Annotated in this window: 13 protein-coding genes; 2 read left to right on the top strand and 11 right to left on the bottom strand. The window is 59.2% G+C overall.

The window, feature by feature from the left end; translation table 11 throughout:
• The 7 genes from ACTF58_RS03985 to xdhA all read right to left on the bottom strand — a co-directional run.
• The coding region (locus tag ACTF58_RS03985; protein WP_438990671.1) for an ATP-dependent Clp protease adaptor ClpS at nt 1–256 on the bottom strand (256 nt) is incomplete at its 3' end.
• 248 nt (nt 257–504) lie between these two features.
• Nucleotides 505–2,211, bottom strand: coding sequence for an adenine deaminase (ade, locus tag ACTF58_RS03980; RefSeq protein ID WP_438990670.1), 1,707 nt, complete (start codon nt 2,209–2,211; stop codon nt 505–507).
• Nucleotides 2,186–2,962, bottom strand: coding sequence for a hydroxypyruvate isomerase family protein (locus tag ACTF58_RS03975; protein ID WP_438990669.1), 777 nt, complete (start codon nt 2,960–2,962; stop codon nt 2,186–2,188). Before ACTF58_RS03975 ends, ade begins: the two co-directional genes overlap by 26 nt.
• A 3-nt stretch (nt 2,963–2,965) precedes the next feature.
• Nucleotides 2,966–4,261 carry a guanine deaminase gene (guaD, locus tag ACTF58_RS03970; RefSeq protein WP_438990668.1) on the bottom strand — a complete coding sequence of 432 codons (1,296 nt, stop codon included), beginning with the start codon at nt 4,259–4,261 and terminating at the stop codon, nt 2,966–2,968.
• The gene (xdhC, locus tag ACTF58_RS03965; protein WP_438990667.1) at nt 4,254–5,054 is read right to left on the bottom strand and encodes a xanthine dehydrogenase accessory protein XdhC; all 801 of its coding nucleotides are present in this window, start codon (nt 5,052–5,054) and stop codon (nt 4,254–4,256) included. The genes guaD and xdhC overlap by 8 nt, the downstream gene beginning before the upstream one ends.
• A complete protein-coding gene (gene xdhB / locus ACTF58_RS03960) occupies nt 5,051–7,285 on the bottom strand; it encodes a xanthine dehydrogenase molybdopterin binding subunit (protein ID WP_438990751.1) in 2,235 nt (744 codons plus the stop codon). Before xdhB ends, xdhC begins: the two co-directional genes overlap by 4 nt.
• 60 nt (nt 7,286–7,345) lie before the next feature.
• Complete coding sequence (xdhA, locus tag ACTF58_RS03955) at nt 7,346–8,806, bottom strand: xanthine dehydrogenase small subunit (protein ID WP_438990666.1); 1,461 nt, start codon at nt 8,804–8,806, stop codon at nt 7,346–7,348.
• Nucleotides 8,807–8,957: 151 nt separating this feature from the next.
• On the opposite strand from xdhA, the gene ACTF58_RS03950 reads away from it, so the two are divergent.
• Nucleotides 8,958–9,872, top strand: a complete 915-nt coding sequence (locus ACTF58_RS03950) for a LysR substrate-binding domain-containing protein (protein WP_438990665.1) — start codon at nt 8,958–8,960, stop codon at nt 9,870–9,872.
• Here the strand turns inward: ACTF58_RS03950 and cueR are convergent.
• Complete coding sequence (gene cueR / locus ACTF58_RS03945; protein ID WP_438990664.1) at nt 9,860–10,243, bottom strand: Cu(I)-responsive transcriptional regulator; 384 nt, start codon at nt 10,241–10,243, stop codon at nt 9,860–9,862. The two genes, ACTF58_RS03950 and cueR, sit on opposite strands and share 13 nt — an antisense overlap.
• Before the next feature lie 76 nt (nt 10,244–10,319).
• Here cueR and ACTF58_RS03940 point away from each other — a divergent pair, with 76 nt between their 5' ends.
• A complete protein-coding gene (locus ACTF58_RS03940; RefSeq protein WP_438990663.1) occupies nt 10,320–10,748 on the top strand; it encodes a c-type cytochrome in 429 nt (142 codons plus the stop codon).
• On the opposite strand, the gene ACTF58_RS03935 is transcribed toward ACTF58_RS03940, so the two are convergent.
• From ACTF58_RS03935 to dapD, 3 genes are all read right to left on the bottom strand, one after another.
• Nucleotides 10,745–11,761 (bottom strand): type I glyceraldehyde-3-phosphate dehydrogenase, encoded by a 1,017-nt coding sequence (locus tag ACTF58_RS03935; protein ID WP_438990662.1) that lies wholly within the window; start codon nt 11,759–11,761, stop codon nt 10,745–10,747. The two genes, ACTF58_RS03940 and ACTF58_RS03935, sit on opposite strands and share 4 nt — an antisense overlap.
• 1 nt (nt 11,762) lies before the next feature.
• Nucleotides 11,763–12,143, bottom strand: coding sequence for a hypothetical protein (locus ACTF58_RS03930; protein WP_438990661.1), 381 nt, complete (start codon nt 12,141–12,143; stop codon nt 11,763–11,765).
• Between the two features lie 429 nt (nt 12,144–12,572).
• Complete coding sequence (gene dapD, locus ACTF58_RS03925; RefSeq protein ID WP_438990660.1) at nt 12,573–13,400, bottom strand: 2,3,4,5-tetrahydropyridine-2,6-dicarboxylate N-succinyltransferase; 828 nt, start codon at nt 13,398–13,400, stop codon at nt 12,573–12,575.
• Nucleotides 13,401–13,534: the final 134 nt, after the last annotated feature.

Genomic DNA, 13,534 nt, shown 5'->3' with positions numbered 1-13,534 from the left:
GTGTCACCTTCGTTTCAGCAATCTCATGCGAGAAAACACCAACAACAGCAAGCCCCCGCTTATGCACCGTCAACATAATCTCAAACGCCTGCGCATGATCCATACCAAAAAAGCGCTCCAGAATATGCACAACAAATTCCATAGGCGTGTAATCATCATTCAGCAGCATCACCTTATAAAGCGGTGGCCGCTTGGTCTTGGGCTTCACTTTGGTCAAAACAGAGGTATCCCCCCCGTCATCACCTTCGTCACCCATCCAAATGATCGCTCTATCCTGCATCGGTCCTGACATTTTTTTGTCCACGCGCATGGACCTATATAACGTCTCACAGGCTGCTGAAAAGAGCCTGACGCAAACTCTTGGCAAACGAAGGGTCTCTTGCTGGCCTTGATGCCTTTTTCTTTCTCTAAATATCCCAGGGGGAGAGCCAAAACCATAGGTTTTGGCTGAGGGGGACTGGTCCCCCTCTTAAGTATCCTGTGCGGCGGAGCCGCGCCTTCAGATCACCCGATGATTTCAAACTTCATCACATCCACAAGCCCGCGATCGGTGATCTTGAGCGTCGGGATCACTGGCAGCGCCAAAAACGCAAGCTGCAAAAACGGCTCATGCAGGCTCACATCAAGACCCGCCGCAGCGGCGCGCAGCGGGATAAGCTGCTCCCGAACGGTCTCATACCGTTCAAGGCTCATCAGCCCCGCCAGAGGCAGCGCAAGCTCGGCCAGCACACGCCCCCCCTCGACAACAACAAACCCGCCCTCGATCTCTCCCAAGCGGTTTGCCGCCAGCGCCATATCGTCATAATCCGCGCCCACAACGGCAATATTGTGATGGTCATGACACACAGTAGAAGCAATCGCCCCCCGCTGGAGGCCAAATCCACGCACAAAGCCCGTCGCGATATTGCCGTTCTTCCCATGTCGCTCGATCACGGCGATCTTGACAAGGTCACGCGCCACATCGGGGCGTTTGTCCCCGTCCACAATCGGGATATCCTCATGCAGGTGCTCGGTGATAATTTTACCTTCAATGATCCCGATCACATTGGTCTGCTCGCGGTTGCCAGTGGTGCGAAACGCCTCCGCCGTCACCCTTGGCGCATTTACCGAATTGCGCCCGATAGGTTCAATCTCCTCGCGCGTCGCAAAGGCCTCTTCCGTCAGGCGAAGACCGCCCGCCCAGACGGCCTGCACATCACAGGCCTCAAGGCTCTTCACAGCCACAATATCAGCGCGTTTTCCGGGGGCGAGCTGCCCTCTGTCCTTCAGCCCGAAGGCCTCCGCCGCCGACAGGCTCGCCGCGCGATAAACCGCCCGCGCCGAACACCCGCGTTCGATCAGCCGCCTGATCATATAGTCCAGATGCCCCTCTTCAGCGATGTCGAGCGGGTTCCGGTCATCCGTGCAAAGGCACATATAGGGCGAGGTAAACTCATCAAGCACCTCCGCCAGCGCTTCCAGATCCTTGCTGACAGAGCCTTCGCGGATGAGCACCCGCAGCCCCTTTTGCAGCTTCTCGCGCGCTTCTTCAGCGCGCGTCGCCTCGTGCTCCGTGCGGATCCCAGCGCTCACATAAGCGTTGAGGTCGCGGCCTGACAGCAAGGGCGCGTGCCCGTCAATATGGCGCCCTTCAAAAAGCCTGAGCTTTGCCATGATCCCCGCATCACGTTGGATCACCCCAGGGTAGTTCATCACTTCGGCCAGCCCGCTCACCTGCGCATGACCCATTAGCGGCACAAGGTCTTCCGCCTCGATCCGCGCGCCTGCGGTTTCCATATCGGTCGAAGGCACACAAGAGCTGAGATTCACCCTCAAGTCCATCAAGACCCTCTCGGAGGCGTCCAGAAAATACCGCAGACCCGTCACACCAACCACATTGGCAATCTCGTGCGGATCACAAATCGCCGTGGTCACACCGCGCGGCCCGACACATCGGTCAAACTCAAACGGCGTCACGAGCGAGCTTTCCACATGGAGATGCGTGTCAATAAACCCGGGAACAAGCGTCAACCCGCTCACATCAACGCTCTCGCGCGCCTCATACTCGGCGCCTATCCCCGCGATGAGGCCCTGAAAAATGGCCACATCTCCAGCGATCCTCGCCCCCGTCACCACATCAAAAACTGTGCCGCCACGCAGCACGGTGTCGGCGAGCGTTTCTCCCCGCGCAACAGAGATCAGCTCTTCAAGCTCTGGGCGCTCCTGCCGCATATCGTGCCTCTCTGAGCCAGCCAAGGCCCTCAATTGTCTTGCCGCGCGGGTGATACTCGCAACCCACCCAGCCTGCATACTCCGCAGCGTCAAGCGCCGCAAACAACGCGCCAAACCCTTCAGGCTCGTGCCGCTCTGGCACACTCGCAATCTGGATATGCGCCACATGAGGCAACACCTCAGGCAAAGCGCTCAAAGCGTCGCCATGTGTGCGCTCATGGTGATAAACATCCCATTGAAGCGCAACATTTTCATGATCAATCTTGTGCAAAAGCTCCACGGCTTCATCCGTGCGGTTGAGAAAGTAACCCGGCATATCAGACGTATTGATCGGCTCGATCATCACAGTGCAGCCTTGGCGCGCCAGCCTGTCCGCTGCGCGGCGGACATTGCCGATATAGCGGGCCTCCGCCTCGCGCCCTTCGGCAATCCCCGCCATACAATGCACACGCGCTGCGCCCATAACGCGCGCGTAACGCGCAGCCATATCAAGCCCTTGCACAAACTCGGCTTCACGCCCGCGCACCGCCGCCAAACCGCGCTCAAACCCGCCCCAATCTCCGGGCGGAAGGTTAAAAACAGACAGCCCCAGCGCATTGTCCTCAAGCGCCTTGGCAAGCCCCTCTGGCGCGTAGCCATAAGGGAACATAAACTCAACAGCCCCAAAACCTGCCTTTTGCGCGGCCCTAAAGCGCGCATCAAATGGCAGCTCTGTGAACATCATCGAAATATTCGCCGAAAATCTTGGCATCACTCACCTATTTTTCTGCGCTGCTCCGCCGACATACGTCTGCGCAACCGCACGGTCATCTCCCATAATCATCAAAAGAAACAGCTCTTCTGCAAGCGTCCCGATCCTGTCGGCGCGCAAAGCCATCTCAGGCGTTGCCCGCGCATCGAGAACGACCATATCGGCCGCAGTTCCCGCCTCAAGTGTGCCAATCTCATGCGCCAGCCCAAGCGCCTCGGCGTTGCCCCGCGTGATCCAGTCAAACGCCTGATACGGGTGCATCTGCTGCCCGCGTAGCTGCAAAACCTTGTAGCCTTCATTGAGCGTCTGAAGCATCGAATAAGACGTGCCCCCGCCAATATCCGTAGCAATCGCGCCCTGAATGTCCCGCGCACGCAACCCCGCGTCGTCATAAAGCCCAGAACCAAGAAAAAGGTTCGACGTCGGGCAAAAAACAGGCTTCGCCCCCGTGTCGGCAATCACATCAATCTCGCGCGGCTCAAGATGGATCGCATGACCAAGCAAGGCCCGCTCGCTCAACAGGCCGTAGCGCTCATAGATGCCAACATAGTCAGGCGCGTCTGGATAAAGCTCTTTCGCCCGTGCGATCTCGTTCACATTCTCGCTCACATGGGTCTGCATATAGCACTCAGGATGTAAGACGCATAAAGCCCCTGCGGCCTCCAGTTGCGCAGGTGTTGAGGTCAGCGCAAACCGAGGTGTGATCGCATAAGAGAGCCGCCCCCTGCCATGCCACCGCTCGATCAGGGCAAGGCTCTCGTCATAGCCTGTCTGCGCCGTATCAAGCAAAGCCTCAGGCGCATGGCAATCCATCATGACTTTGCCGCCGATCATACACATCCCGCGCCGCTCGGCCTCGGCAAACATCGCCTCAACGCTCGCGGCATGAACCGAGCCATAAGCGACGCCCGTGGTTGTCCCGTTTCCTAAAAGCCCGTCGTAAAAGCCTTTCGCCATAGCCTCACAATGGGCGCTGTCTGCAAAACGCTGCTCTTCCACAAACGTATATGTGTTGAGCCAGTCGAGCAGGTCTTTGCCCCAGCTTGCAAGCACCTGCACCTGCGGAAAATGCAGATGTGTGTCAATGAAGCCCGGCAATATCAGATGCTCGCGGTGATCAACGATCTCTGCGCCATGCGCATCTTTTCGAAGATCCCCCGCGTCTCCCATAGCCACAATGCGCCCGTCCCTGACGTGCACAGCGCCCGCCTCATGATAGCGAAAGGCCGCCTCATCCTGCGCATCTTCAGGGCGACGGTGAAAGCTCAACACACGACCAAGAAATAACGTCTCACTCATCTGCCGTCTCCTTCGCAGGGCTCTTCGCCAAGGCCGTCATGACTTCGGCCACAACAAACGCCGCAATCACCTCAGGCCGCCTGTCGCCCTTATTGGCCGCAGCCATCGGACACATCAAAGCCTCCGTTGGCCCAACGGCCCAGCTTTCAAATTTCGCCCGTTTTGTTTGCGAGCCGATCATACCAACATAAGCCGCATCACCCCGCGCCAACGCCTCTTGCGTCAGCAGAAAGTCGAGACTGTGCTCATGCGTCGCCACAATATACGCCGCCCCTGCGCCCGCCGCGCGCAGCTTGGCCTCGGGCAGCGGCGTGCAGATCTGCTCGATACCCTTTGGCGCCCGCGCCAACTCTTCGGCGCGGCTGTCAATCAGCGTGACACGCACAGGCAAGGGCGCAAAAGCATAGGCCAGCGCGCGGCCCACATGACCCGCTCCAAGGATCAGGACCTCTGGCAAAGCCGCCACGCGCGCGGCTTCTTCTGCGAGCAGCCGCGCCTTGTCCGCCGCATCAAGGATACGCAAATCAAGCCGCACACGCCCGCCACAACACTGGCCGATCTCTGGCCCCAACGGCACATTCATCTCGGCGACACTCCCGTCAGAGCGGGCAAGTTTGCGCGCCTCATCCAGCGCCATATATTCAAGCTGCCCGCCGCCGACAGTCCCCCAAATCCGAGCACCACACACCAGCAGAAATGCCCCCGCCTCGCGCGGCGAAGAGCCTCGCACCTCGGTGATGCGGACCTCAACGACCGTGCCGTCAGCCTGAAGAAATTCCACGAGTCCACTCATTGCTTGAGCCGTTCGATCGCCATCAAGACCCGCTCTGGCGTGGCTGGCGCATCAAGCCTCGGGCATTCAGCGTAGTCTGCCACAGAGGCCACCGCATGACCAATCGCCTCAAACACCGAAATCCCAAGCATAAACGGCGGCTCGCCCACCGCCTTGCTGCGCTTGATCGTGCGCTTGGGGTTCTCGCTCCACTCCGCGAGGCGCACATCAAAATGCCGCGGCTTGTCAGAGGCCAACGGGATTTTATAGGTGCTCGGCGCATGGGTTCTGAGCTGCCCCTTATCGTCCCACCAAAGTTCCTCGGTGGTGAGCCACCCCATCCCTTGGATAAACGCCCCCTCGACTTGCCCACGGTCAATCGCAGGGTTGAGCGAGCGGCCCACATCATGCAGCACATCGGCGCGCGTCACTCGGTATTCGCCGGTCAACGTATCAATTTCGACTTCCGAACAAGACGCCCCATAAGCGAAATAGAAAAAAGGCTGCCCCTTGCCCGTGGCCCTGTCCCAGTGAATTTCAGGCGTCTTGTAGAACCCTGCAGCAGAAAGCTGCACGCGGTCCATATAGGCCCCCGCAATAAACGTCTTAAAGTCAAAGTCCTTGTCACCACAGTGAACAACCCCGCCCTCAAAGCGCAACTCGCTAACGCCCCATTTCTCCGAGGCATAAGCCAGAAGCCGCGCCTTGATCTGCTCGCAGGCATCCAGCGCAGCCATCCCGTTGAGGTCCGTCCCCGAAGACGCTGCCGTCGCGCTGGTATTGGGCACTTTCTCGGTCGTCGTTCTGGTGATCTTCACCGCATCAAGCGGAACTCCGAACGCCTCCGCAACAATCTGCGCAATCTTGGTGTTCAGCCCTTGGCCCATCTCGGTGCCACCGTGGTTGATCATGAGCGAGCCGTCTTTGTAGATATGCAGCAACGCCCCCGCCTGATTATACCACGTCGCCGTAAAGCTGATGCCAAACTTTACAGGCGTCAGCGCAATTCCGCGCCGCAAAATTCCGCCTTTGGCGTTAAACGCAATGATCTCCTCCCGCCGCTTTTGGTAGTCCGACGTGTCTTCCAGCTCGCCAATGAGCCGCTCCAGAATGTTGTCTTCCACTGTCTGATGATAGGGCGTCACATCCCGCTCGCCCACGCCATAAAAATTCGCGCGGCGTATATCGAGCGTATCCTTGCCCAGCGCATAGGCAATCTCTTCAATCATACGCTCCGCCACGATCACACCCTGAGGCCCACCAAAGCCCCTGAAAGCGGTGTTCGAGACGGTATTGGTCTTCATAGGCCGCGACTTAAGCCGCACGTTTGGATAATAATAGGCGTTGTCCGCATGAAAAAGCGCGCGGTCCGTGACAGGCCCTGAAAGGTCCGCCGCAAAGCCACAGCGCGCCGCCCATTGGCCCTCCACAGCCTCAATCCGCCCCTCCTCATCAAAACCGACAGCATAATCCGCCACAAAGTCGTGCCGCTTGCCCGTCGCGCTCATATCCTGATCGCGGTCAGGGCGGATCTTGACGGGACGGTTCCATTTCTTCGCCGCCATGGCCGCCACAGCAGCAAAGAGGTTCATCTGGCTTTCCTTGCCGCCAAACCCGCCGCCCATGCGCCGCACATTGACCACAACCGAATGCGCAGCGACGCCCAAAACCTGCGCCACAATCACTTGCGCCTCGGTCGGGTGCTGGGTCGACGCGTAAATGACGACGTCATCATCCTCACCGGGCATTGCAAAAGAGATATGCCCCTCAAGATACATATGGTCCTGTCCGCCAATCGTCATCTGCCCCGCGATGCGCTTGGCCGCCTTGGCAAAGCCTGCGCCGACATCACCGCGCTCCAGCTTGAGCGGGGCAGTCACGTCAGGGTATCCCGCCGCAATCGCCTCCATCGGGCCAAGCACATGGGGCAGCACCTCAATCTCGACGCTCGCAAGCTCTGCCGCCCGCCGCGCAATATCGCGGCTCTCTGCAATCACGGCAAACAAGGGCTGGCCGTAAAATTCGACGGTTTTTTCAGGAAAAACAGGCTCGTCCCCCGCGTGCACCGCAGAAACATCATTCACCCCGGGAACATCTCTCGCCGTCAAAACGCCAATCACGCCTTTCACAGCCAGAACCGCGCTCAGATCCATCGCCTTGATCGTGCCATGCGCAACCTGCGAGCAGCCTAGATAGGCGTGCAACGTGCCAATCGGCTCTGGGATATCGTCGGTATACTCCGCCCGCCCCATCACTTGCTTGATCGCGCTGTCGTGCTTGGCGTCGGTGCCCGTATGTCCAAACTCCGTCACTTACACACCCTCCAGCTTGGCAATTTCGCCCGCGCCCTGCTCGGCCCAGAAACGGCGCAAAAGATTTGCCGCCACAAGGCTTCGATATTGGGCGGTTGCCCGCCAGTCACTCAAGGGCTGAAAATCCTCGCCAACAGCCAGCGCCGCCGCCTCAAAGCTCTCTGCCGCAAAAGGCTGCCCGACAAGTGCCGCCTCCGCCTTGGCCGCGCGCTTCGGTGTTGCGGCCATGCCGCCAAACGCAATGCGCGCCTGCGCGATCCGGCCCTCGCTCACGGCGACAGACAGCCCCACAGCAACGGCCGTAATATCTTCATCTCGCCGCTTGGACACTTTGTAAGCCGCATGATGCACACCCGCCTGCACAAGCGGCAGCTCAACAGCCTCGACAAACTCTCCCGCGCGCAAATCCTGTTTGCCATAGGCGACAAAATAATCCTCTAGCGGCAGCATCCGAGAACCTTCAGCACTTCGCAACTGAAGCTTTGCCCCAAGCGCGATAAACACAGGCGGCACATCACCAATCGGCGAGCCATTGGCGATATTTCCACCAATCGTTCCCATATTGCGCACTTGCCAGCCCGCAATGCGCCGCCAATAGTTCTCCAGATGCGGGAAAGCCGCCCTCAGTGCCGCCTCGGCTTCGCTGTAGCTCACACTGGCACCAATCTTCAAAGCAGAGCCTGACCGCTTGATCTCACGCAACTCGGACAAATGCCCGATGAACACAGCGGGCGTGATGGGCTTCATCAGCTTTGTCACCCAAAGCCCCACATCCGTCGCCCCCGCAACAATCGTGGCATCAGGGTGTTCTGCCAAAACCTTGCTCAAATCAGCAAGACTGGCAGGCAAAATCGCGCGGTCCTCACCCTTGCAAACCTCAACACGCCGCCCGTCGTTCAACGCCTCAAGCCAAGCCGCGACATCCGCCCGCTCAAGCGCCAGAGGGTCTGCCGCAGGGTCGCCCGAAGCCGCTGCCGCCCGTGCGGCCTTGAAGATCGGCTCATAACCTGTGCAACGGCACAGATTGCCCTGAAGCGCAGTCTCGATCTGCGCATCACTCGGCGCAGGCGTCTCCATCCAAAGCGCATAAAGCGACATCACAATCCCGGGCGTGCAAAAACCACACTGGCTACCATGCGCATCAACCATCGCCTGCTGCACAGGGTGCAAGCCGCCATCCGCGCCGCGCAAATGCTCGATCGTCACCACATGGCAGCCATCAAGGCTCGCCAGAAAACGGATACAGGCGTTCACGGTCTCATACTGCACGCTCCCTTCGGCAAGCCGTCCAACAAGCACAGTGCAAGCGCCGCAGTCGCCCTCGGCGCACCCCTCTTTTGTTCCTGTCAGCCGCTTTGAAATCCTTAAAAAATCAAGCAAAGTGTCTTGCGCACCGACTGTCTCAAGCCGCACATCCTCGCCGTTCAACAAAAACCTGATCTCGCGTCGCAGATGCCCCATGACAGAACCTTCCCAAGCAATTCTTTTGCCCAGCTTACGCTCATTATACTTTCAACAAAAGCAGCGCTTCTCGCTAGACACTTTCAACAAATATTATAAAGTTAATCTCCTCAATCTGCGCCATACTGACAGCGGGAAACAGGAGTGCTTCATGCCCTATGTCGAGAGTATCAAGGTTTTTTGCCGCGTGGTCGAGCTTGGATCCATCACATCAGGAGGCCGCGAGATGCGGCTCACACCCGCCGTGGCGTCAAACCGCATAAAAGAGTTGGAGAAACGCCTCGGCGTGCGCCTGTTTGATCGCACAACCCGCAAGTTGCGCACAACTGAGGCGGGCCAGCTGTTTTATGATCACGCTAGAAAAGTCATCACCTCACTGGATGACGCCGAGGCCGCTCTTGCGGGCTTCTCAGGCCAGCCGCGTGGCGCGCTTCGGGTGTCTTGCCCGCTTGGCTTGGGCCAGCGCCTGCTTGCCCCGCTCGTGCCCAGCTTTGCGCAAAACCATCCTGATGTGCAAATCCAGCTGCGCCTGTCAGACCGCAAGGTTGACCTCCTGGAAGACCGCCTCGACATCGCCTTCATGCTTGGCACCCCGCCCGACAGCACCTTCAAACAACGCAAACTCGCCGATGTGCCGCGCGCCCTCGTTGCCACGCCCGACTACTTGGCCAAACATGGCACACCCGACACGCCCCAAGCCCTGATGCAGCACAATTGCCTCTTGCTCCGCTACCCGCGCTCGCCCGAGTATTTCTGGACCCTGAACACAACTGCCGGCCCCCTCAAGCTCAACGTTCTGGGCCGCTTTGATGCGGACACTTCCGATATTCTGACCGATTGGGCGCTCGCGGGTCACGGTATCGCCAACAAACCGCGCTTTGAAGTCGCCTCGCATCTCGCCTCCGGTGCGCTCGTCGAGGTTCTACCCCAAACACCGCCTATGCCCACAAGCTTTCTCTGCCTGTTTCCACACCGCAAGCTGCAAGACCCCAAGGTGCGTCTCTTCATCGACTATGCCGCAGAAGCGCTCAAACCGAGGCTCCGCGCCATGTCTCAGCTGAAATAGTCAATAATCGGGCAGTCAGGCCGCGCATCGCCAGAGCAGGCGCCGACCAGATGTGCCAACTCGTCATGAAGCGCCTGAAGCTCGCGCTGCTTGGCGCGAATATCCTCCAGCCGCGCACTGGCAATCTGCTTCACTTCGGCACTGCTGCGGTGCGCATCCTGATAAAGCCCCAATAGCTCGCGACACTGAGCAATCGAAAAGCCAAAGCCCCGTGCGCGCCCGACAAAAGAAAGCTTGCGCAACGCTGCATCGTCATAGTCCCGATACCCCGCCGCCGTGCGCGCCGCAGGCTCGACAAGGCCAATATCGGCGTAATATCGCACTGTCTTCACAGGCAGCCCCGCCGCCTTCGCTGCGCCAGAAATATTCATGCTGAAACTCCTGCTTGACCTTCCAGTTAGAGGAAGCCTTACACAGACACCCAACAGGTGTCAAAAGGGGATCCCCATGCGCAAAACCTCTCTTCTCGTCGCTGGCCTCGCCGCCCTCGGCCTCTTCATAGGCTATCAGGCAATACCGCCCGCAGCAAAAGCGCCTGCGGTTCTGCCAACAGGGTCCGCAATGGTCGACGTCACCCTCCCCGCTTTGCTCACAGCCACAGCCCGGCTCGGCCAGACCGCTTTTGAAGCCAAATGCGCGGCCTGTCACGGCCTCAATGGCGCAGGCAATATCAATGCGGCCCCACCGCTCATTCACAAAATATACGAACCGGGCCACCACGGCGACGAAAGCTTTCAATGCGCCGTATCGCAAGGCGTTCAGGCGCATCACTGGCGCTTCGGACATATGCTCCCCGTAAACGGGCTGACCCGCGCCGAAGTCGCCAGTATCATCGCCTATATCCGCGAGATGCAGCGCGCAAATGGAATATTCTAGCGCCCCCGCTGCGCCATCAAGGCGGCCATATCCAGCATCCTGCTCGAGAAGCCCCACTCGTTGTCATACCAACCAAAGACACGGAGCAAACCGCCGACAGACACACTGGTTTCGCGCCCCGACAGAATGATACTTTCTGATCGGCCTCGCAGGTCCGTCGAAACGAGCGGCTCGGTGATATAGCCAAACAGCGGGCTGGCAGCGGCGGCCTCAGCCAAGGCCGCGTTCACCTCTTCCACAGTGGCGGGCCGCGCAACCTGCACTGCCAGATCGATCGCAGACACACTCGCCGTCGGAACACGCACAGCCCGCGCCTCGATCCGCCCAGCCAGCTTCGGAAGCACCTCGCCGATCAGCTTCGCCGCACTCGTCGTCGTCGGAACCATAGAGAGCGCCGCCGCACGCGAGCGCACAAGGTCGCCCCGCGGCTTGTCGATGGTTGGTTGGCTGCCCGTGTAACAGTGCACAGTGGTCATGTGCCCGCTCTCAACGCCCCAGCGCGCATCCAAGAGACGCAACAGCGGCGCAAGCGCATTGGTCGTGCAACTGGCGTTGGAGACAATCCTATGCGCCCCGATCTCGGCCTCATTCGCCCCCAGAACAATGGTCTTGTCCGCCGCCTCTGACGGGCCCGAAATCAGTACAGCCTGCGCCCCCGCCTCAAGCCCGCGCTCGGCCAAAGCGCGATTGCCCGCAGCGCCCGTGCATTCCAGCAAAACATCGACACCGCTCAGATCCAGCGCCCGCAGATCGACCTCGGCGTGAAACGGATAGCTCACGCCATCCACATCAAGCCGCTGCTCGCAATGGCTGACCGCCCCGGGAAACGGCCCAAAAATACTGTCATAGGCAAAAAGATAGGCACAGCTCTCCAGCGGCGCGATATCATTGATCAGAACAACCTCGAAGTCACCCGCCCGCGCACCCTGCCCTGCGCCATGCAGCATCCTGAGGATCGAACGGCCAATCCGCCCGAACCCGTTGATTGCAAGCCTGACAGGACGCTGCGCCATCTCAGTGCTCGCTTCCGCTCTTATAGCCTTGCCCCTCAAAATAAGGCTCCATCTGCGCCACAATCACCGAGTTCTCCGCCAAAGCCCGCGCCATAAGCCCGCGCTCTTCCTCGGGAATATCGTGACCAAGCTCCAAACGCTCCTCCAGCGTGCCATAGCCTGTGACATCCAAAGGCGCGGTGTCCGCCTGCTTCAGGATCGCCACAGTTTCACGCACAGCCTCTTCTTCATCGACACCACTGGCATAAATCACCAGCGCAGCCCCCGTCGCCCCCTTTGGCAGCCCGTCGCCCTCCTTACGGCCGATTTCAACCAGTAGGGTATAAACCTGCTGCGGCTTCTTCGCCTTCTTCTCTTTGGGTTTTTCTGTCTTCTCGGCCATTTCAGCCTCCCTATCTCGTCAGGGTGAGGCTTGGCGAACTGCACAGGTCAAGTCAACCCACACCGCGCTCAAGCCGCCTGCTCTACTCTCTGGAAACACGCGCCTGCACTCCCAAAGCCAGCGGCCACCAAAGAGCCCAAAGCGCCGCCCCGCCCGCTCCCTTTTTCTTTCTAACAATATCCCAGGGGGTCTGGGGGACTGGTCCCCCAAACGGTCGGATTTGCGCAAAGCGCAAATTCGACCCTGCTGTGGCGTCACAAAACTGCGCTCTGCCTCAAGCCATGCCCATGGCCTGCAACCAAACAAAAAAGCCCATCGCAACCAACAGAACAACCGATCTTGTCATAACGCCCTCTCCACATCTCAAGGAGACAAACGCAAAACGCGGCAACTTCCGTCGCCGCGCTCTGTCTTTTTTCGCTGCGTTGCTCAGTCCCGCAAAAGCTCGTTGATCGAGGTCTTGCTCCGCGTGCGCTCGTCAACCCGCTTCACAATCACGGCGCAATAGAGGTTCACACCGTTCTTGCTCGGCATTGAACCCGCCACAACAACAGAGCCGCTGGGCACTTCACCATACATCACTTCGCCTGTCTCGCGGTCAACAATCTTGGTCGACTGGCCAATGAAAACACCCATGCCAAGCACAGAGCCTTCCCGCACAATGCAGCCTTCCACAACTTCAGATCGCGCGCCAATAAAGCAGTTGTCTTCAATGATCGTCGGGCCAGCCTGCATCGGCTCCAAAACGCCGCCAATGCCAACGCCGCCAGAAAGATGCACATTCTTGCCGATCTGCGCGCAGGAGCCAACAGTCGCCCAAGTGTCTACCATTGTGCCACTGTCGACATAAGCGCCGATGTTGACAAAAGACGGCATCAAAACAACGCCAGGCGCAATATAGGCCGACTTGCGCACAACGCAGTTCGGAACCGCGCGAAAGCCTGCGCTCTTCCAGTCCTCGGCTTTCCAGCCGGCAAATTTGCTGTCGACCTTGTCCCACCAGCCGCCAGCCTGCGGGCCGCCCTCCTGAATTTCCATATCCTTGATGCGAAACCCGAGAAGAACAGCCTTCTTGGCCCATTGGTTCACGTGCCAGCTGTTGTCAGCCTGCTTTTCCGCCACACGCAGCTTGCCACTGTCGAGCGCATTGAGCGTATCTTCAATCGCCTCACGGGCCTCTCCCGTCGTGGCTGGCGTGATCGCGTCTCGCGCGTCCCATGCTGCTTCAATCGCGGCTTCAAGCTGTGCGTTTGACATATCTGTCTCCCAAGATTCTCTGTTGTCGTGTTCCACATCCCTTTAGCCGCCTTCACGGCCTCACGCAATGCAGCGCGTCCCTTGCCTTCCCCGCATTCCTATGCACATTGCCTCCCAGATAATTCAGGAGACTT

Source organism: Lentibacter sp. (assembly GCF_965657785.1).
GTDB lineage: Bacteria > Pseudomonadota > Alphaproteobacteria > Rhodobacterales > Rhodobacteraceae > Lentibacter.
Note: the sequence above shows the minus strand (reverse complement) of the source record. Positions and strands in the feature narration are given on the sequence as shown.